This window comes from Streptomyces hygroscopicus subsp. hygroscopicus (assembly GCF_001553455.1).
Classification (GTDB): Bacteria; Actinomycetota; Actinomycetes; order Streptomycetales; family Streptomycetaceae; genus Streptomyces; species Streptomyces hygroscopicus.
In genome coordinates, this window is the sequence record NZ_BBOX01000407.1 from 1 (window position 1) to 19,830 (window position 19,830).

Consider the following 19,830-nt stretch of genomic DNA (forward strand, 5'->3'; position numbering starts at 1 on the left):
CCGGACCGCCGCGGGCGCGTCCGGATCGTGCAGCGCGCCCTCGAGACCTCCCGGCCCTGGCCGATCAGCCAGTGGCGGAACGCCTCAAAGGCGTCGTCGTCGACCCCGCCGAGCAGCACAGGGCGCTACCTGCCGGGGCTCAGGGGTGGCCGGCGGCCATCGCGCGTACGCCGCGTGCGGGCCGCCGGGCGGCACGGATCCCGATGACCTCCATCCGGGCCGGGGAGCCCAGCGGGGAGCCGCAGCTCTGCGGGCGCGGCGGCGCCGCGGCGACCTGTGCGACGTCCACCCGCCAGGCCCGGCCGTCGCGGTGCGCGACGGTCACGGACCAGACCGGGGCCCCGCCCTCGGTCCTGACGAAGGTCAGCGCGTCGGCCCCGTCCTCGCCGGTCGTCTCCCGGACGGCCAGCTCCGCCGCCTGGCCGGGGCGCTCCCAGGTGGAACGGCCGCGGCACCCGTCGGTGACGACCCTGCCGTGCCGCAGCGCCTCGATGACGTCCTTGACGCCTTGTGCGGTGGCGCGGCCGTAGGTGTAGCCGTGCGGCAGTACGACCAGGGTCGGGGAGAAGCGATGGCCGCCGATATGGGTGATCTCCCAGGTGCCGTGCACTCCGGAGGCGGCCAGCTCACCGGCCAGCGGACGGCCGAGGAGGGCGCAGCAGCGGTCGCGCTTGCCGTTGGTGCACACCAGCACCAGCGGGTCGCCGGTGTACTCCTCCCAGGCCGGGGGGTCGTGGGGCCGCAGGGTCAGCCCGCCGGGATCGCCCGCGCCCAGGGCGGTGAAGTCCAGGCCGAGCAGGCGTGCGGGGTCGTCCAGGGCGGTGGTGCGGATCCAGCAGCGGCCGGGCCGGGTGTGGGCCACGAACACCCGGTGCCGGGCACCGGTGTGCAGATCGGCGTGGCGGCCGGGACGGCGGATCAGCGCGACCCGTACCCCGGTGTCCTCGGCGGCGCGCTCCAGGGCACGCCCTACGGCCGGGTCGAGGCGACTGGCGGTGAGGGCCTCGGTGCCCCAGGGGCCGGGCTGTTCCACCAGCAGCCAGGTGGAGGCGGTGGCCGCCGTCCCGGCGAGCGGCTCTGACAGGTCGCGGGAGGCGGTCGTGCACGTGCTCACGAAGGTTAGCCTAACCTCCCTTGATCGAAAACGCGCGCCGAGCCGTGAGGGAGCGAGCCGTCCGAGTCGTGGGGCGCCGCATAAGCCCCGTGCGGCGAAAGATGACGGTTCCTATCCGGCCGCATCCGTGGCCGTATCCGTGGCCGGATCTGTCCTCGTCCGGCTGGGCGTCTGCCGGTGCTGTCGTTCCGGTCGTTCCGGTCGTTCCTGCCGGTCCTGTCGTTGTCGTTCCTGCCGGTCCTGCTGTTCCATGCGGTGGGAGCAGGCGGGACAATGGCGCTCCGGGGGCGGAGGGGGCGTATATGGGCGGCTTATGGGCGCGGTGGCGCGCAGGCCGGGGGAGACGCCGGGGAAGACGCGCGGCGCGCTCGCTGGATCCCGGGCTGAGGGCGACGGTACGGGCGGCCTACGACGAGGGGCGGCCGATCCCCGAGCCGCTCGCCCGTAAGGCGGCCGAGGCCGGTGATCCGCGGGGGATGACCGTCTACGGCATCGGGCTCGGCAAACGGGGCGCGTACGCGGAGGCGGTCCACTGGCTCGGCAAGGCCGCCGCGACGGGTGACATCTCAGCCATGGTGGTGCTCGGCACCCTCCACCTGGACCTCGGTGACCCGGTCGAGGCGGAGCGGCACTTCCGCCGGGCGGCGGACCGCGGCCACGCCGGCGCGCGTCTCGCCCTCCAGCAGTTGCGCGCCCGCCGCAACGGCAGCGGCCCCTGATACGCCCGGGACCCGGGGTGGGACCCAGGCGCGGATGTAGGCAGGGGGCCCGAAGTGGGGCCCAGGGCGCGGATGCCGTGGTGCCGGGGGCGAAGTGCGGGGCGCGGAAAGGCGAAGGGCGCGGCACCCTTACGGTGCCGCGCCCCTGCGCGCTCGTCCGGCTCAACCTGCTGTCCGGTTGGTCCGGCTCTCCGGCTCATCCGGCTCGTTGCGCCCGTCCTGTTCGTCCGGGCTACACCGGCCCGGCCACGACCGCCACCGGCTTGGGCAGCGGCTCGCCCGAGCCGTCCCGGCGCGGGTCGGTCTCCGGCAGCGCCGCCGGGGCTCCGTTCGCCGCCGCCGCACGCGCCGGGGCCGCGCCCGCCCAGGCCAGGACCAGGCGGTCCTCGCCCTTCAGGAACCGCTGGCAGCGCACCCCACCGGTGGCCCGGCCCTTGCGCGGGTACTGGTCGAAGGGGGTGAGCTTGGCCGACTGCTGCACCGAGTCGTCGAGCGTGCCGCTCGCGCCCGCGACCGTGAAGACCACCGCGTCGACCGCCGGGTCGACCGCCGTGAAGGAGATCACCTTGGCGCCGGAGCCGAGCTTGATGCCCGCCATACCGCCCGCGGCGCGGCCCTGCGGCCGCACCTGGCCCGCCGCGTAGCGCAGCAGCTGGGCGTCGTCGGTGATGAAGACCAGGTCCTCCTCGCCGGTGCGCAGCTCCACCGCGCCCACGATCCGGTCACCCTCCTTGAGGCTGATGACCTCCAACTCGTCCTTGTTGGCGGGGTAGTCGGGGACCACGCGCTTGACGACGCCCTGCTCCGTGCCGATCGCGAGCCCCGGCGAGGACTCGTCCAGGGTGGTGAGGCACACCAGCTCCTCGCCCTCCTCCAGCGAGAGGAACTCGGCGATGGGCGCCCCGCCCGCCAGATTGGGCGGTGCGGCCGTCTCCGGGAGCATCGGGAGGTCGATCACCGAGAGCCGCAGCAGCCGCCCGGCCGAGGTCACCGCCCCCACGGAGCCCCGGGCGGTCGCCGGGACGGCCGAGACGATCACATCGTGCTTGGCGCGCTTGGCCTTCCCCTCGCCCGGGGACGGCTCGCCGTTGGCCGTGCGGGCCAGCAGCCCGGTGGAGGACAGCAGCACCCGGCAGGGATCGTCCGCGACCTCCAGCGGCACCGCGGTCACCGGTGCGTTCGACGACTCCAGCAGCACCGTGCGGCGCGGGGTGCCGAACTTCTTGGCCACGGCGGCCAGTTCGGCGGAGACCAGCTTGCGCAGCTCGGCGTCGGAGTCGAGGATCCGGGTCAGCTCCTCGATCTCGGCGTTGAGCCGGTCGCGCTCCGACTCCAGCTCCAGCCGGTCGAACTTGGTCAGCCGGCGCAGCGGAGTGTCCAGGATGTACTGCGTCTGGACGTCGGAGAGGCCGAAGCGTTCGATGAGCGAGCGCTTGGCCTCCGCCGCGTTCTCGCTCCGCCGGATGAGGCGGATGACCTCGTCGATGTCGAGCAGGGCCACCAGCAGGCCCTCGACCAGGTGCAGCCGGTCGCGCCGCTTGGTGCGGCGGAACTCGCTGCGCCGCCGGACGACGTCGAAGCGGTGGTCGAGGTAGACCTCCAGCAGCTCCTTCAGCCCCAGCGTGAGCGGCTGGCCGTCCACCAGCGCCACGTTGTTGATGCCGAAGGACTCCTCCATCGGCGTCAGCTTGTAGAGCTGCTCCAGCACGGCCTCGGGGTTGAAGCCGTTCTTGATCTCGATCACCAGCCGCAGCCCGTGCTCACGGTCGGTGAGGTCCTTGACGTCCGCGATGCCCTGGAGCTTCTTCGCGCCGACCAGGTCCTTGATCTTGGAGATGACCTTCTCGGGGCCCACGGCGAAGGGCAGCTCGGTGACGACCAGGCCCTTGCGGCGGGCCGTCACGTCCTCCACGGTCACCGTGGCGCGGATCTTGAACGTACCGCGCCCGGTCTCGTACGCGTCCCGGATACCGCTCAGGCCCACGATCCGGCCGCCGGTCGGCAGGTCGGGCCCCGGTACGTGCCGCATCAGGGTGTCGAGATCCGCGCCCGGGTGCTTGATCAGGTGGCGGGCGGCGGCGATGACCTCGCCCAGGTTGTGCGGCGGCATATTGGTCGCCATGCCGACCGCGATCCCGGACGTGCCGTTGACCAGCAGGTTCGGATAGGCGGCAGGGAGGGTGACGGGCTCCTGCTCACTGCCGTCGTAGTTCGGTGAGAAGTCGACCGTGTCCTCGTCGATCGACTCGGTCATCAGCGAGGTCGCCGACGCCATCCGGCACTCGGTGTACCGCATCGCCGCCGGCGGGTCGTCGTTGCCCAGCGAGCCGAAGTTCCCGTGGCCGTCGACCATCGGCAGGCGCATGGAGAACGGCTGCGCCATGCGCACCAGCGCGTCGTAGATCGACGCGTCGCCGTGCGGGTGGAGCTTTCCCATCACCTCACCGACGACGCGGGCGCACTTGACGAAGCCGCGCTCGGGGCGCAGCCCCATCTCGTTCATCTGGTAGAGGATGCGGCGGTGCACGGGCTTCAGCCCGTCACGGGCGTCGGGCAGCGCGCGCGAGTAGATGACCGAGTAGGCGTACTCGAGGTAGGAGCCCTGCATCTCGTCGACGACGTCGATGTCGAGGATGCGCTCCTCGAAGTCGTCCGGCGGCGGGGTCTTCGTGCGGCGGCGGGCCATCGCGCTTGCGGCTCCTTCAACTGCCGATGAGGGATCTGACGCCGACCATTGTGGCCCGGTCCACCGACAAGTGTGGAACGGCCCCGGGGCGGCAAGGGCCGGGGCAGGCCCGGGAACCGGGCCCGGCGCCCCCGCGCGGGGGCTCCCCGGGGGCGGCCCGGTCCGGCGTCCGGGAAGCCGCGGAAACCGCTCGCGGCGATTGCGGAAACGGTTCGGGGGGACGGGAACGGACCGGAACTTCGCCAGATGTCCGTGCCCTTGCATACAGTGACAGAAGCGCTGCGCAAGCGGCTGGCACGCGCTCCATCACGCGATCGAAGGGACGTACATGCCCATGGGTCACACGGCCACGCAGCAGGCCGGCTCCGGCGGCCTGAAAGCGACCGAGCACCGCCTGGCCAATGGCCTGCGCGTGGTGCTCTCCGAGGACCATCTGACCCCGGTCGCCGCGGTCTGTCTGTGGTACGACGTCGGCTCACGCCACGAGGTCAAGGGGCGCACCGGTCTGGCCCACCTCTTCGAGCACCTGATGTTCCAGGGCTCGGCGCAGGTCACCGGCAACGGCCACTTCGAGCTGGTGCAGGGGGCCGGCGGCTCGCTCAACGGCACGACCAGCTTCGAGCGCACCAACTACTTCGAGACCATGCCCGCCCACCAGGTCGAACTCGCCCTGTGGCTGGAGGCCGACCGGATGGGGTCCCTGCTGACCGCGCTGGACGAGGAGAGCCTGGAGAACCAGCGCGACGTCGTCAAGAACGAGCGCCGCCAGCGGTACGACAACGTTCCGTACGGCACCGCCTTCGAGAAACTCGTCGCCATGGCCTATCCCGAGGGCCACCCGTACCACCACACCCCGATCGGCTCGATGGCCGACCTGGACGCGGCCTCCCTGGAGGACGCGCGGGAGTTCTTCCGCACCTACTACGCCCCGAACAACGCCGTCCTGTCGGTCGTCGGCGACATCGACCCCGAGCAGACGCTCGCCTGGATCGAGAAGTACTTCGGCTCCATCCCCTCCCACGACGGCAAGCGGCCGCCCCGCGACGGCACGCTCCCGGACGTGATCGGCGGTCAGCTGCGCGAGGTCGTGGAGGAGGAGGTCCCGGCCCGCGCCCTGATGGCCGCCTACCGGCTGCCGCACGACGGCACCCGTGAGGCCGACGCCGCCGACCTGGCGCTGACCGTCCTCGGCGGCGGGGAGTCCTCCCGGCTCCACAACCGCCTGGTGCGCCGCGACCGCACCGCCGTGGCCGCCGGATTCGGCCTGCTGCGGCTGTCGGGCGCCCCCTCGCTCGGCTGGCTGGACGTGAAGGCCTCCGGGGGTGTCGAGGTCCCCGCCATCGAGGCCGCCGTCGACGAGGAGCTGGCCCGTTTCGCCGAGGAGGGGCCGACGCCGCAGGAGATGGAGCGCGCGCAGGCGCAGATCGAGCGCGAGTGGCTGGACCGGCTGGCCACGGTCGGCGGCCGGGCCGACGAGCTGTGCCGTTACGCCGTGCTCTTCGGCGACCCGCAACTGGCGCTGACCGCCGTGGAGCGGGTGCTGGACATCACCCCCGAGGAGGTGCGGGCCGTGGCCGCCGCGCGGCTGCGCCCGGACAACCGCGCCGTGCTGGTCTACGAGCCCGTCCAGGGCGCCGAGGACGCAGCCGACACCGCCGAAGCCGCCGAGACCGACGCAGAAGGGGAGGCGGCCCAGTGAGCGACGCCGTCACCGCGACCATGACCTTCCACCCGCAGCCGAAGGGCGGCGCCCCCAAGCCGTGGGCGTTCCCGGCCCCCGAGCGCGGTGAGCTGTCCAACGGCCTCACCGTGCTGCGCTGTCACCGCCCCGGCCAGCAGGTCGTCGCCGTCGAGATCAATCTGGACGCGCCGCTGGACGCCGAGCCGGCCGGGCTCGAAGGCGTCGCCACGATCATGGCGCGCGCCCTGTCGGAGGGCACCGACAAGCACGACGCCGAGGAGTTCGCCGCCGAGCTCGAGCGCTGCGGCGCCACCCTCGACGCCCACGCCGACCACCCCGGCGTCCGGATCTCCCTGGAGGTCCCGGCCTCCCGGCTGCCCAAGGCGCTCGGCCTGCTGGCCGACGCCCTGCGCGCCCCCGCCTTCCCGGACGGCGAGGTCGAGCGGCTGGTGCGCAACCGGCTGGACGAGATCCCGCACGAGCTGGCCAATCCGGCCCGCCGCGCCTCGATGGCGCTGTCCGCGGAGCTGTTCCCGGCCGAGTCGCGGATGTCCCGGCCGCGCCAGGGCACCCAGGAGACCATCGAGGGCATCGACGCCGCGGCCGTGCGGGCCTTCTACGAGGCGCATGTCCGGCCCTCCACCGCCACCGCCGTCATCGTGGGCGACCTCGCCGGGGTGGACCTCGATCGGGCGCTCGCCGACACCCTCGGCGCCTGGACGGGCGGGGCGGCCGCGCCGCGCACGGTGCCTCCGGTCATCGCGGACGACACCGGCCGCGTGGTGATCGTCGACCGGCCGGGCGCGGTACAGACCCAGCTGCTCATCGGGCGGGTCGGCGCCGACCGCCACGACCGGATCTGGCCCGCGCAGGTGCTGGGCACGTACTGCCTGGGCGGCACGCTCACCTCCCGCCTGGACCGGGTGCTGCGCGAAGAGAAGGGCTACACCTACGGCGTGCGCGCCTTCGGCCAGGTGCTGCGCTCCGCGCCCCCGTCGCCCTCCGGCGGGTCCGCGGGTGCCGCGCTGCTGGCGATCAGCGGCTCGGTGGCCACCGAGGTCACCGGCCCCGCCCTGGAGGACCTCTGGAAGGTGCTGCGCACCCTGAAGGAGGAGGGGCTGACGGACGAGGAGCGCGATGTCGCGGTGCAGAACCTGGTGGGTGTCGCCCCGCTGAAGTACGAGACGGCGGCGGCCGTCGCGGGCACCCTCGCCGACCAGGTCGAGCAGCACCTTTCGGACGATTTCCAGGCGCAGTTGTACGCCCGCCTCGCCGAGACCGGCACGGTGGAGGCCACCGCGGCGGTGGTGAGCGCCTTCCCGGCGGACCGGCTGGTCACGGTATTGGTCGGCGACGCCTCGGCGATCGAGGAGCCGGTCCGGGCGCTGGGCATCGGCGAGGTGCGCGTCATCTCCGGCTGAGCCGCCCGGAGTTGGCCGGATCCGGTCGAACAGCCGGTGGGCCGGTGGGCGGTGGGCGCGGTGTGCCGGTGAGCCGACGGCCCGCCCCATGCCCGGCGACCCGTCCCGCGCCTGGCGGGCCGTCCCGCCGGACGACGGTCCGGCGGGCCCGCGATCCGGCCCGCGACCCGGCCCGCGACCCGGTCGGCGAGCCGGCGGAGAGAGGAAGGAAGGACCCCGGCCCCGTGGAGGGGGCCGGGGTCCTTCCCTCATGCCCGATTTATGGGAGTGACGGCTTGTTTGGTTTGTGGGGAGAACAACAAAAAACCGGAACCGTTTGGTGATCGAAAGCGGGCCCGTTTAGCGTCAGTCCGGCTGTTCGCCAGCGACCCGCCGCACCCGCGGCACGGACAGTCATCGCCGAGTCCCCGTACGGCGCGAGCCAGGGGAGCCGGGGACCCACGTCCCCAGGGGTGAATCGGGCGCCTTCCCCGGCCGGGGGAGGAGCCCGTAGGAGACCTTCCTGCTCCGAACCCGTCAGCTAACCCGGTAGGCGAGAAGGAAGGAAAGGAGTGCGCCGGACCATGGCGTTCACGCGTACCGCCACCGGGAAACACCGCCGTCCCCGTAAGACCGGCATCCGCACCGGCGCGAACATCGCGGGCATCACCACGGTCGCCTCGGGCGTCGTGGCCGGGATCGCCGGACAGGCGTTCGCGGCCGGCGCGGGCCCCGCTTCCCAGGACACCGGTCTGACCCAGGCGATCGAGATCGGCGACGGGATCGCGGAGCACATCGAGGCTCAGGCGCAGTCCCAGGAGACCGCCGCCGCGCAGGCCGCGGCCAAGGCCAAGGCGGAGGCCGTCGCCCGCCAGGAGGCCGCCAGGAAGGCGGAGGCCGCGGCGAAGAAGGCCAAGGCCGAGCGGGAGGCCAAGCTGCGCGCGGCGCGCGAGGCCGAGCGCCGGCGCCTCAACACCTTCGTGGCGCCGATCAGCGGCTCCTACATCTCCACCGCCTACCAGGCGTCCAGCGGTCTGTGGTCCTCCGGCACCCACACCGGCATCGACTTCCACGCCTCCTCCGGCACCCCGGTGCACTCCGTGGGCTCCGGCGAGGTCGTCGAGGCGGGCTGGGGCGGCGCCTACGGCAACAACGTCGTCATCAAGATGAACGACGGCACCTACACCCAGTACGGCCATCTGTCGTCGATCGGCGTCTCGGTCGGCCAGAAGGTCACCCCCGGCCAGCAGATCGGCCTGTCGGGCGCCACCGGCAACGTCACCGGGCCGCATCTGCACTTCGAGGCCCGCACCAGCGCGGACTACGGCTCGGACATCGACCCCGTGGCGTATCTGCGCTCGCACGGCGTCAACGTCTGACCCTCCCCCCGCACGAGACTCCGCCAAGGCCCCGTCCCCCCGGACGGGGCCTTCGGCGTGCCGCCCCCGATGACCAAAAAATATCCATGGAATGCGCCTCACCATCGGAAATGACGTGCGATTGGAATAGAGTCGTTCAACGCGCGTTCCATGGGTGCGTTTCGCGGGCGTTAAGGCGGAGGTTCGACAATGCGGGACCGGAAATGAACGGGGATACCACCGCGGTCCAGGGCGGTCGCCGGATTTCGGCGGACGCGGTGTGTACGGCGATCCGCGACGACATCGTCTCCGGCGCGTACGAGCCCGGCAGCCGGCTCACCGAGGAACTCCTCGCGCGGCGCTACGGCGTCTCGCGGGTGCCCGTCCGGGAGGCGCTGCGCACCCTGGAGTCCGAGGGTTTCGTGACGACCCGGCGGCACGCGGGGGCCTGCGTCGCCCGGCCCTCCGAGCGCGAGGCGGCCGATCTGCTGGACATCCGCGCGCTGCTGGAGCCGCTGGGCGCCGCCCGGGCCGCGCAGCGCCGCACCGAGGCGCATCTGAAGGTGCTGCGCGGGCTGGTCAGGCTGGGCCGGGAGCGGGCCCAGCGCGGTCAGCTGGGCGAACTGCGGCCGCTGGCGGACTGGTTCCACGAGACGCTCGCCCAGGCGTCCGGCAGTCCCAGCCTGGCCGGGATGCTCGTCCAGCTGCGCCGCAAGACCGCGTGGGTGTACGCGGCCGCCCCGCACCGGCAGCCGGCGCCGGCCGAGGACGGGCGGCGGCCCGACCTGACCGCGCGGGCCGTGGAGTCCTGGGCCGAGCACGGGGCGCTGGTGGACGCGGTCGCACGCGGCGACGCCGAGCGGGCGCGGGCGCTCGCCGCCGCGCACACCGAGCGCTCGCTGTCCGAATACCGGCTGCGCCGCCCCGTTCCGGTGAGGACTTCGAAACATTCCGTCAACACGGCGAGCGGCCGGAATTAACAGCGATCCCGTAGACAACCGGAGGGAATTCCCGGGGCTGATTCGCGACCCGGTCCTCCGTCGCCGATTCCGGGTGGAAAAAGAAAAACAACGGGACCGCGGTGGCCGGAATGGTCACCGCGGTCCCGCCGCGCGGAATCCTCGCAGCACGCGGGAATCAGACGGTCTCCGGAAGCTCCTCGAGGCCCTCCGCCACCAGCTTCGCCAGGCGGTCGAGCGCGACCTCGGCGTCGTCCGCGTCGGAGGCGAGGACGACCTCTTCGCCGCCCTGGGCGCCCAGGCCGAGCACGGCCAGCATGGAGGCGGCGTTGACCGGGGTGCCGTCCGCCTTGGCGATCGTGATGGGGACCCCGGCGGCGGTGGCCGCCCGGACGAAGATCGACGCAGGGCGGGCGTGCAGGCCCTCGGCCCAGCCGATGGTGACGCGGCGCTCAGCCATGGTGTTGCCCTTCAGGTGGGTGCTGTTGTCTAGACCAAAGCATACGGTGTCCGTATGCACCCGGACCATGTCCGAGTATGCCCGGTCGTGCCCGGACCGGCCCGATACGGACCTTCCCCCGACACCTGGCCCCGACGCAAGGGTGTCCATCATCCGGACCGCGCGGGCCCGTACCCTGGGCCCCATGCGGACCCCGTCGGACCATCACTCCTACCCCGCCCACTGGGAAGCCGACGTGGTGCTCAGGGATGGCGGCACGGCCCAGATCCGCCCCATCACCCCCGACGACGCCCAGCGGCTGGTCAGCTTCTACGAGCGGGTCTCGGACGAGTCGAAGTACTACCGCTTCTTCGCGCCCTACCCCCGCCTCTCCGACCGCGACGTCCACCGCTTCACCCACCACGACTACGTCGACCGGGTGGGGCTGGCGGCCATCGTCGGGGACGAGTTCATCGCCACCGTCCGGTACGACCGCATCGACAGCCGCGGCCTGCCGGCCCGGTCCCCGTCCGGCGCCGCCCCGGACGGGCGCCTCGCGGCCGGCTCCGGCCCCGCCCCCGCCGACGAGGCCGAGGTCGCCTTCCTCGTCCAGGACGCCCACCAGGGCCGCGGGGTGGCCTCCGCGCTCCTCGAACACATCGCCGCCGTCGCCCGTGAGCGGGCCATCCGCCGGTTCGCCGCCGAGGTGCTGCCCGCCAACACCAAGATGATCAAGGTGTTCACGGACGCGGGCTACACCCAGAAGCGCAGTTTCGAGGACGGGGTCGTCCGCCTGGAGTTCGACCTCGAACCCACCGACCGCTCCCTGGCCGTCATGCGCGCCCGCGAGCAGCGGGCCGAGGCCCGCTCCGTCCAGCGGCTGCTCGCCCCCGGCTCCGTCGCCGTCATCGGCACCAGCCGCTCCTCCGGCGGCGTCGGCCGTACCGTGCTGCGCAACCTCCTCGACGGCGGCTTCACCGGGCGCGTGCACGCCGTCAACCACGCCTTCCCCGACGACCTGACCCGCCTGGAGCCGGAGGGCGTCCCGGCCCACCGCTCGCTGCGCGCCATAGAGGAGCCCGTCGACCTGGCCGTCGTCGCCGTCCCCGCCGAGCGGGTGCCCGACGTCGTGGCCGCGTGCGGCGACCACGGCGTCCAGGGCCTCGTCGTGCTCTCCGCCGGATACGCCGAGAGCGGACGCGAGGGCCGTGACCGCCAGCGCGACCTCGTCCGCCAGGCGCGGACCTACGGCATGCGCGTCTTCGGCCCCAACGCCTTCGGCGTCATCAACACCGCCGAGGGCGTCCGGCTGAACGCGTCCCTGTCCCCGCAGCTGCCCAACCCCGGCCGGTTGGGTCTGTTCACCCAGTCCGGGGCGATCGGCATCGCGCTGCTGTCCGGGCTGCACCGGCGCGGCGCCGGGCTGGCGAGCCTCGCCGGGATCGCCGGGATATCGACCTTCGTGTCCGCGGGCAACCGCGCCGACGTCTCGGGCAACGACCTCCTCCAGTACTGGTACGACGATCCGCAGACCGACGTCGTGCTGATGTACCTGGAGTCCATCGGCAACCCCCGCAAGTTCACCCGGCTCGCCAAGCGCACCGCCGCCGTCAAACCGGTGGTCGTCGTCAAGGGCGCCCGCCACACCGGCAGCGCCCCCACCGGCCATGCCGTGCCCACCACCCGGATCCCGGACGCCACCGTCTCCGATCTGCTGCGGCAGGCGGGCGTCATCCGGGTCGACACCGTCACCGAACTCGCCGACACCGGGGTGCTGCTCGCCTCCCAGCCGCTGCCCGCCGGCCCCCGCGTCGCCATCCTCGGCAACTCCGAGTCGCTCGACCTGATCACCTACGACGCCTGCCTCACCGAGGGGCTCCGCCCGCTGCCGCCCCGCGACCTCACCACCGCCGCCACCCCGGAGGACTTCCGGCGCGCCCTGACCGAGGCGCTCGCCGACGACTCCTGCGACGCCGTCGTCGTCACCGCCATCCCCTGGGTCGGCGACTCCCGCGCGGACGCCCTCGCCACGGCCGTCCGGGAGGCGGCCCAGACCTCCGGACCCGGTCCTGACAAGCCGGTGGCGGTGGTCCACCTGGAGATCCAGGAGCTCGCGGCGGCCCTGGCCGGCACCGGCGAGGAGTCCGCGCCGGGCACCCGCCGGATCCCCGCCTACCCCGCCGCCGAGCGGGCCGTGCGCGCGCTCGCCGAGGCCGTGCGGTACACCCGGTGGCGCCAGGAGGCCGCCGAGCCCGGCCGGGTCCCGGAGTACGACGACATCGACGAGGCGGGTGCCGCCGCCGACATCCAGGTGCTGCTCGCCCCGGCCGACGGCACCGGCGACGGCACCGGCGACGGCACCGGCGACGGCACCGTCGCCGGGACCGGCGGCGGCACCGTCGCCGGGACCGGCGGCGGGACCGGCGACGACGCGGACCCGGGCGTCGAGCTGTCCGCCGCCGACACCCAGCGCCTCCTGGCCCGCTACGGCGTCAGCGTGCTGCCCGCCCTGTCCGCGCCCGACCCCGACACCGCCGTACGGGCCGCCGAGCGGCTCGGCTTCCCGGTCGCGCTCAAGCCCACCGCCTCCCACCTGCGCCACCGCACCGACCTGGGCGGAGTGCGGCTGGAACTGGGCAGCGAGGCGGAACTGCGCCGCGCCTACGCCGAGTTGACCGGCCACCTGGGCCGGCCGGAGGAGCTGGGGCTGGTCGTGCAGCGGATGGCGCCGCGCGGCGTGGACACCGTCGTACGGGCCGCCATCGACCCGGCCGCCGGGGCCGTGCTCTCCTTCGGGCTCGCCGGCGCGCCCTCCGAACTGCTCGGCGACACCGCCCACCGCCTCGTCCCCGTCACCGGCCGGGACGCCGCCGAGCTGATCCGGTCGGTCCGGACCGCGCCGCTCCTGTTCGGCTGGCGCGGTTCCAAGCCGGTGGACACCGCGGCCCTCGAGGAACTGCTGCTGAGGGTGTCCCGCCTGGTGGACGACCACCCCGAGGTGGTCGCGGTCGATCTCGAACCCGTCGTGGTCGCCCAGCACGGCCTCTCCGTGCTCGGCGCCTCGGCGCGGCTCGCCCCGCCGCCGCCGCGCACCGACCTCGGTCCCCGCCACATGCCCGCCTACTGACCCTCCGGCCGTGGGCGGGCATGGGCGCCCGTGTCGGTGCGGCCCCGTAGGATGGTGCACATGGCGAAGACCGGTACGACGACCCAGGGGCTGCGCGCGGCGATCGAGCGCAGCGGCTATTACCCGGCACTCGTGGCCGAAGCGGTGGAGGCCGCCGTGGGCGGTGAGCCCATCGTGTCGTACCTGGTCCACCAGGAGACCACCTTCGACGCCAACGAGGTCCGCCGCCATGTCACGGTCCTCGTGCTCACCGGCAACCGCTTCATCGTCAGCCATACCGACGAGCAGGCCGCGGACGGCACCTCCCCCTCGCCGTACGCCACCACCTCCACCGAGTCCGTGAAGCTTCAGCGGATCTCCTCGGTCGTGCTCAGCCGGGTCGTCGCCAACCCCGAGTCGTACACCCCCGGCACGCTGCCCCGCGAGGTCGTGCTGACCATCGGCTGGGGCGCCGTCAGCCGCCTGGACCTGGAGCCCGCCGCCTGCGGCGACCCCAACTGCGAGGCCGACCACGGCTACACCGGCTCCTCCACCGCCGACGACCTCAGCCTGCGCGTCAGCGAGGCGGGCGACGGCCCCGACACCGTCCGTCAGACCCTCGCCTTCGCCCAGGCGCTCTCCGAGGCCACCGCGGCCACCCCGGACACCGGCCGCTGATGCCCGGCTCCGGCACCGGGCCGCTGCCCTCCACCGCCTCCCCCTGGCCCGAGTTCGCCCCGCTCGACCCCCGGTCCGCCCCGGTGCCGAAGTACGGCACCGGCTCGCTCGCCGATCTGCTGCCCGCCGTCGTCGCGGGCCAGGAGGTCCCCGGGCTCTCCTCCGAGCTGGTGCTCCCACCCGCCGACCGCGTCTGCGTCTTCCTGGTCGACGGCCTCGGCTGGGAGCTGCTGCGCGCCCATCCCGCCGAGGCGCCCTTCCTGGCCTCGCTGCTGCCCGGTTCGCGGGGCGGCACCGGGCAGCCGCTCACCGCGGGCTTCCCGTCCACCACCGCGACCTCGCTCGCCTCGGTGGGCACCGGACTGCCCCCCGGCGCCCACGGACTGGCCGGCTACACGGTGCTGAACCCCGACACCGGCCAGCTGATGAACCAGCTGCGCTGGCAGCCCTGGACGGATCCGCACGCCTGGCAGCCGTATCCGACCGTCTTCCAGCTCGCGGACGCCGCGGGCGTGCACACCTGCCAGGTCTCCGCGCCGACCTTCGCCGAGACCCCGCTCACCAAGGTCGCGCTGAGCGGCGGCACCTTCCACGGGCGGCTCTCCGGCGAGGAGCGGATGGACCTCGCGGCCGAGCAGCTCGGCGCCGCGGGCCGCTCGCTGGTCTACACGTACTACAGCGAAGTGGACGGCAAGGGGCACCGCTTCGGTGTGGACTCGCCCGAATGGCGCGGCCAGCTGAGGTATGTCGACGGGCTCGCCCAGCGGCTCGCCGAGCGCCTCCCGCCCCGCTCGGCGCTCTATGTCACCGCCGACCACGGCATGATCGACATCCCGTTCGACCCGGAGTCGCGCATCGACTTCGACGAGGACTGGGAGCTGCGCGCGGGCGTCTCACTGCTGGGCGGCGAGGCCCGCGCCCGGCATGTGTACGCCGTCCCCGGCGCCGCCGGCGATGTGCTGGCCGTCTGGCGTGAGGTGCTGGGCGAGCGGATGTGGGTGGCCAGCCGTGACGAGGCGATCGAGGCGGGCTGGTTCGGCGGGCCCGGCGGTGCCGACGGCGGCGGCAAGGGCGTCGACGACCGGCTGTACCGGCGGATCGGCGATGTCGTGGCCGCCGCCCGCGAGGACGTCGCGATCGTCGCCTCGCACACCGAGCCGAAGGAGTCCGCGATGGTCGGGCTGCACGGTTCGATGACCCCCCTGGAGCAGTTGGTGCCGCTCCTCGAAGTACGCTCCTGAGCGCTCCGCCCCTTCGCCCCCCCCGCCGTATGAAAGGCCCCGCTTCCCCATGCCCGAGCTGGTGTTCTTCTCCGGGACGATGGACTGTGGAAAGAGCACCCTCGCTCTGCAGATCCAGCACAACCGCTCGGCGCGCGGCCTCCAGGGGATGATCTACACCCGGGACGACCGGGCGGGCGAGGGCAAGCTCTCCTCCCGGCTGGGGCTGGTCACCGAGGCGGTCGAGGTCGCCGACGACCTCGACTTCTACGCCCATGTGGTGCGGGCGATGACCGCCGGGGGCCGGGTCGACTACGTGATAGCGGACGAGGCGCAGTTCCTGACCCCGTCCCAGATCGACCAACTCGCCCGGGTGGTCGACGACCTGGGCGTGGACGTCTTCGCCTTCGGCATCACCACCGACTTCCGCAGCAAGCTCTTCCCCGGCTCCCAGCGCCTGGTGGAGCTCGCCGACCGGGTGGAGGTGCTGCAGGTGGAGGCGTTGTGCTGGTGCGGCGCCAGGGCGACGCACAACGCCCGCACGGTCGGCGGCCAGATGGTCGTCGAGGGTGCCCAGGTCGTCGTCGGCGACGTCAACCGGCCGGAGAGCGAGGTCGGTTACGAGGTGCTGTGCCGGCGTCACCACCGGCACCGGATGACGGCCGCGGCGGCACGCGCCGCCGCCCTGTCACCCGATGTGCTGCCGGTCGACTGAGGGGCGTCCCGCGGACCGCGCCGGGCGCGGCCCGGGCACCCGCGGGCACCCGCGGGACACCCCCTTCGACGGCGGGCCTAGCCCACTTCCCGGTCCGCCGATACGACGGTGAAGGCGGCGCCTTCCGGGTCCCGCACCGTGGCCCGGCGCCCGGCCGCTCCCCGCGACGGCGGCCGGACCACCTGGCCGCCGAGCGCGGTGACCCGGCGCACCGTGTCGTCCACATCGGCCACCGCGAAGTGCGTCATCCAGAACGGGCCCCGGCCGCGCGGCAGGGCGTCGCCCACGCTCTGGATGGCACAGACCGGCCGGTCGCCCAGGCGCAGGGTGCGGCAGCCCGGATCCTCGGCGGCCGCCGCCTCGGTCCGGTAGCCGAAGACCATCTGGTAGAACTTCAGCACCCCGGTGCCCTCGCGGGTCAGCAGCTCGTGCCAGACCGGGGTACCGGGCGCCCCGGCCTCCTCCGCCGCCGGGTACGTGCCCTCCTGCCACACGCCGAACACCGCGCCCTCGGGGTCGGAGGCGATCAGCATCCGGCCGGCCTCGTCGGCGTCCAGCGGGCCCACCGCCACGGTGCCGCCGCAGGCGCGGATCATCTCGGCGGTCTCATCGGCGTCGTCGGAGGCGAGATAGGTCGACCAGGCCACCGGCAAGTGGCGTTCCGGAGGCAGCTCGCTCAACCCGGCGACCGGCCGGCCGCCCTGGACCGCGCGGACATACGCGCCGAGCTGTTGTGGGCCCGGTGTGAACTCCCAGCCGAACAGGGCGTGGTAGAAGTCCTGTGTCGCGGCAAGGCTGTGCACCATCAGACTCGTCCAGCAGGGCGTGCCCGGTGTGCGCCGAGTCGCTGCCTGGGTCATACGTCATTCTCTCCTCGGACCATCGTGGTGGCCGTGCGGCCCCGGGCCGGTCGGCGGCACGGGGCGGTCGTGCGGAGGTGCTGAGGCGGGGGGCCCAACAGATATTTGCACCACCTGTCGCACATGGCGCCCTGGCGGAGCCGCAATGCATCGTGTCTCACAGCAGAATGCCCGACTTGTTGACGCAAATCCGTTTCGGCTTCATTGCGCTCCGGTGGTACCCAGCTGTCCACCGGGTGGCCAGGTGGTCCAATTGGCGCAGAGATAACTACGCAAGGATGATTCCTATGCATGCCATCATCACCGCATCCGATCTCATGAGTGAGCTGGCGGAGGAGCATCCTCCGCTCCTGCTCGATGTGCGCTGGCAACTCGGCGGCCCTCCTGGCCGCCCCGCCTATGAGGCGGGGCATCTGCCCGGCGCCGTCTACGTCGATCTCGACACCGAGCTCGCGGGCCCGCCCGGAAAGGCCGGCCGCCACCCCCTGCCCGATCTTTCCGCGTTCGCGGCTGCGATGCGGCGAGCCGGGGTGAGCGGGGACCGGCGCGTGGTGGTGTACGACGGCGGACAGGGGTGGGCCGCGGCGCGTGCGTGGTGGCTGCTGCGCTGGGCCGGGCACCCCTCGGTCAGGGCGCTCGACGGAGGGTTGCCCGCCTGGACGGCGGCCGGCGGCGCCCTGACCGCCGACGCGCCCGACGTGTCCGAGGGCGACTTCGTCCCGGAGCCCGGGGCCCTGCCGCTGCTGGAGGCGGACGACGCGGCGGCCCTCGCGCGGCGCGGGGTGCTGCTGGACGCCCGCGCGGCCGAGCGCTACCGGGGAGAGGTGGAGCCCATCGACCCCGTCGGCGGCCATATCCCGGGCGCGGTCTCCGCCCCCACGGTGGAGAACGTCACCGCCGACGGCCGCTTCCTGCCCGCCGACCGGCTGGCCGAGCGGTTCGCGGCCCTGGGCGCCACCGAGGACGCCGAGGTCGGGGTGTACTGCGGCTCCGGGGTCTCGGCCGCGCACCAGGTCCTGGCGCTGGCGGTCGCGGGCATTCCGGCGGCCCTGTACGTCGGTTCGTGGAGCGAGTGGTCCTCGGACGGCGGCCGTCCGGTGGCCACGGGCCCCGAGCGGGGCTGAGCGCACCGGAGGGGCCCCGCCACCGGTATGCGGTGGCGGGGCCCCTCCGGTTGGGTGATGCGCCCGACGGTTTCTTCCCCTGCTAATCCTGCTTCTTGCGGCGGGTGCCGAAAACGATCTCGTCCCAGCTCGGCACCGCGGCCCGGCGGCCCGGACGGACGCCGTCCGCTTCCGCCTGGCGGTCCGTGGTACCGGTCAGCCGGTCCCGGTGGCCCGCCACCGAACGCGGCATCAGCACGTCCGCGTACGCCGAACCCGCGCTCGCCGCGGGGGCGGGCGGCTCGACGGCCTCCGGCTCCTCGTCGGGCTCGTCCGGCACAGGCGCCGGCGCGACCGGCGAGTCGGGCACGACCATGTCCCCGCGGAAGTTGGGCACGGCCTCCAGCAGGCTGGTGAGCGAGTCCCGCTCACCGAGGCCGTCGTCCAGCGCGGCGGACGCGGACGTGGACGCCGGGTCGTCGTCGAGGCGCTCGGCCGACGACCGGTCGCGGTCCCGGTCCCGGTCGCGGGGCAGCCGGGCGATCCGCGGCACGAACGGGAAGCTGGGCTCGGGCGTGTCGTCGGCCTCGCCGATCAGCGCCCGCGCCTCGTCGTCCACCGCCTGGACCAGCCGCCGGGGCGGGTCGTAGGTCCAGCTCGCCGAATGCGGTTCACCGGCGACCCGGTAGACCAGCAGCACCTCCCAGGTGCCGTCGTCGCGCCGCCAGGAGTCCCACTGCGCGGTCTCCTTCTCCGCGCCGCGCAGCAGCAGCCGCTCCGCGACGGCCTCGCCGAGCTGCGGTCCGGTGTTCTCGCCGGGACGGCGCACGGGAGTCTTGCGGGCGCGCTCGGCCATGAAGGCGCGCTCCGCGAGCACCGGGCCCTCGAAGCGCCGCACGCGGTCGACGGGGATGCCCGCCATCTGCGCGACCTCTTCGGCGGTGGCGCCGGCGCGTATACGGGCCTGGATGTCGCGGGGCCGCAGATGGCTCTCGACCTCGATCTCGATCTGGCCGAGCCGAGCGCGGTCGTTGCGCACCGCGGCGCGCAGTCGCTCGTCGATGGGAAGTGTGTACTCCGTGCTGTCCGCAGCCTTGAGCACCAGCCGTGTGCCGTCGTTGCTGACGGCCACGACACGCAGTTCGGGCATGGGGACCTCCCGGGTGGTGCCTGCCGACGTCACGGTTGCGTCGCTGCTCTCCCGCTAGACGAGTGTGGCCTGCCCGGGTGCAGCCTGCCACAACTTTGCCGAGTTGCCCGGGCCGGTTGGTTGCCGCCCTCCGACCCCTCCCGCTGGGTCCGGGCGGCCGGACGGGAAAGCGGGGCCAGGAGTCGTCACAGTACTCCATTCGGGCCGCTCAGGTGGAGCGGCACGCCAGTCGAGTTCACGGCCGGAAGGGGGTTCGGAGCCTGAATCCTTCGAAGTGAGACGTCATTTGGGTGGCAAGTTTCACAGAAACGACAGAATCGGAACGATCCGCTTCGTTTATCGGTCACTTCTCCCTGCAGGGTGGAACGAATGTCCAGGCGAGGCGGGAGATGCACGGCAAGGCCGACGGCGACGGACGACACAAGAGCGGGCGGATGGAGCTGAGCGTGGCCCAGGTGGCCGGCAGCGCCCTGGCGGCCGTCGCCGCCGCGGTGCTCGCCTCCAAGCTCGGCGTCTACGGGACGATCCTCGGGGCCGGCGTGGTGAGCGTGGTGGCGACCGCGGGCGGCACCGTCTTCCAGCACCTGTTCCGGCGCACCGGTGAGCAGATCAAGGAGGCACGGGTCCAGGTGCGGCCGGCGG

15 protein-coding genes, 2 pseudogenes and 1 riboswitch are annotated in these 19,830 nt (G+C 73.5%); of the genes and pseudogenes, 11 read left to right on the forward strand and 6 right to left on the reverse strand.

Annotated elements, in window-relative coordinates:
* A pseudogene (locus AXW62_RS41835) lies at positions 1 to 119 on the reverse strand (DUF4240 domain-containing protein); the annotation flags it as partial.
* Positions 120 to 139: 20 nt separating this feature from the next.
* Positions 140 to 1,114 (reverse strand): ferredoxin family protein, encoded by a 975-nt coding sequence (locus tag AXW62_RS33545; protein WP_060947788.1) that lies wholly within the window; start codon positions 1,112 to 1,114, stop codon positions 140 to 142.
* Between the two features lie 302 nt (positions 1,115 to 1,416).
* Between AXW62_RS33545 and AXW62_RS33550 the strand changes: the two genes are divergently transcribed.
* Entirely contained in the window at positions 1,417 to 1,833 is a 417-nt protein-coding gene (locus tag AXW62_RS33550) for a tetratricopeptide repeat protein (protein ID WP_060947789.1), read from the forward strand.
* 232 nt (positions 1,834 to 2,065) lie between these two features.
* Here the strand turns inward: AXW62_RS33550 and AXW62_RS33555 are convergent, their stop codons facing one another.
* The gene (locus tag AXW62_RS33555) at positions 2,066 to 4,519 is read right to left on the reverse strand and encodes a DNA gyrase/topoisomerase IV subunit A (RefSeq protein WP_060947790.1); all 2,454 of its coding nucleotides are present in this window, start codon (positions 4,517 to 4,519) and stop codon (positions 2,066 to 2,068) included.
* A 328-nt stretch (positions 4,520 to 4,847) separates the two neighbouring features.
* Between AXW62_RS33555 and AXW62_RS33560 the strand changes: the two genes are divergently transcribed.
* The 4 genes from AXW62_RS33560 (at position 4,848) to AXW62_RS33575 (ending at position 9,938) form a co-directional block, all read left to right on the forward strand.
* Positions 4,848 to 6,218, forward strand: coding sequence for a M16 family metallopeptidase (locus tag AXW62_RS33560; RefSeq protein WP_079105854.1), 1,371 nt, complete (start codon positions 4,848 to 4,850; stop codon positions 6,216 to 6,218).
* A 20-nt stretch (positions 6,219 to 6,238) separates the two neighbouring features.
* The gene (locus tag AXW62_RS33565; RefSeq protein WP_079115919.1) at positions 6,239 to 7,621 is read left to right on the forward strand and encodes a M16 family metallopeptidase; all 1,383 of its coding nucleotides are present in this window, start codon (positions 6,239 to 6,241) and stop codon (positions 7,619 to 7,621) included.
* 387 nt (positions 7,622 to 8,008) lie between these two features.
* A riboswitch (cyclic di-AMP (ydaO/yuaA leader) is annotated at positions 8,009 to 8,170 on the forward strand.
* 14 nt (positions 8,171 to 8,184) lie between these two features.
* Positions 8,185 to 8,979 (forward strand): M23 family metallopeptidase, encoded by a 795-nt coding sequence (locus AXW62_RS33570; protein ID WP_060947799.1) that lies wholly within the window; start codon positions 8,185 to 8,187, stop codon positions 8,977 to 8,979.
* Between the two features lie 203 nt (positions 8,980 to 9,182).
* Positions 9,183 to 9,938, forward strand: a complete 756-nt coding sequence (locus AXW62_RS33575; RefSeq protein ID WP_060947793.1) for a GntR family transcriptional regulator — start codon at positions 9,183 to 9,185, stop codon at positions 9,936 to 9,938.
* Between the two features lie 157 nt (positions 9,939 to 10,095).
* On the opposite strand, the gene AXW62_RS33580 is transcribed toward AXW62_RS33575, so the two are convergent.
* Positions 10,096 to 10,377 carry an HPr family phosphocarrier protein gene (locus AXW62_RS33580; protein ID WP_030842668.1) on the reverse strand — a complete coding sequence of 94 codons (282 nt, stop codon included), beginning with the start codon at positions 10,375 to 10,377 and terminating at the stop codon, positions 10,096 to 10,098.
* 184 nt (positions 10,378 to 10,561) lie between these two features.
* On the opposite strand from AXW62_RS33580, the gene AXW62_RS33585 reads away from it, so the two are divergent.
* Genes AXW62_RS33585 through AXW62_RS33600 form a run of 4 tightly spaced genes read left to right on the forward strand, consistent with a single transcriptional unit; the run spans position 10,562 to position 16,075 of the window.
* Complete coding sequence (locus AXW62_RS33585; RefSeq protein ID WP_060947800.1) at positions 10,562 to 13,483, forward strand: bifunctional acetate--CoA ligase family protein/GNAT family N-acetyltransferase; 2,922 nt, start codon at positions 10,562 to 10,564, stop codon at positions 13,481 to 13,483.
* Between the two features lie 60 nt (positions 13,484 to 13,543).
* A complete protein-coding gene (locus tag AXW62_RS33590) occupies positions 13,544 to 14,140 on the forward strand; it encodes a DUF5998 family protein (protein WP_030842663.1) in 597 nt (198 codons plus the stop codon).
* On the forward strand, positions 14,140 to 15,381 hold the full coding sequence (locus AXW62_RS33595) for an alkaline phosphatase family protein (RefSeq protein ID WP_060947794.1): 1,242 nt from the start codon (positions 14,140 to 14,142) through the stop codon (positions 15,379 to 15,381). The genes AXW62_RS33590 and AXW62_RS33595 overlap by 1 nt, the downstream gene beginning before the upstream one ends.
* Positions 15,382 to 15,430: 49 nt before the next feature.
* A complete protein-coding gene (locus AXW62_RS33600) occupies positions 15,431 to 16,075 on the forward strand; it encodes a thymidine kinase (RefSeq protein ID WP_060947795.1) in 645 nt (214 codons plus the stop codon).
* A 77-nt stretch (positions 16,076 to 16,152) separates the two neighbouring features.
* On the opposite strand, the gene AXW62_RS33605 is transcribed toward AXW62_RS33600, so the two are convergent.
* Positions 16,153 to 16,935: a VOC family protein gene (locus tag AXW62_RS33605; RefSeq protein WP_060947796.1), complete on the reverse strand. Its 783-nt coding sequence runs from the start codon at positions 16,933 to 16,935 to the stop codon at positions 16,153 to 16,155.
* 287 nt (positions 16,936 to 17,222) lie between these two features.
* On the opposite strand from AXW62_RS33605, the gene AXW62_RS33610 reads away from it, so the two are divergent.
* A complete protein-coding gene (locus tag AXW62_RS33610) occupies positions 17,223 to 18,059 on the forward strand; it encodes a sulfurtransferase (RefSeq protein ID WP_060947797.1) in 837 nt (278 codons plus the stop codon).
* A gap of 82 nt (positions 18,060 to 18,141) precedes the next feature.
* Here the strand turns inward: AXW62_RS33610 and sepH are convergent, their stop codons facing one another.
* A complete protein-coding gene (gene sepH, locus AXW62_RS33615; protein WP_079105853.1) occupies positions 18,142 to 19,221 on the reverse strand; it encodes a septation protein SepH in 1,080 nt (359 codons plus the stop codon).
* Between the two features lie 356 nt (positions 19,222 to 19,577).
* Here sepH and AXW62_RS33620 point away from each other — a divergent pair.
* A pseudogene (locus AXW62_RS33620) lies at positions 19,578 to 19,830 on the forward strand (hypothetical protein); the annotation flags it as partial.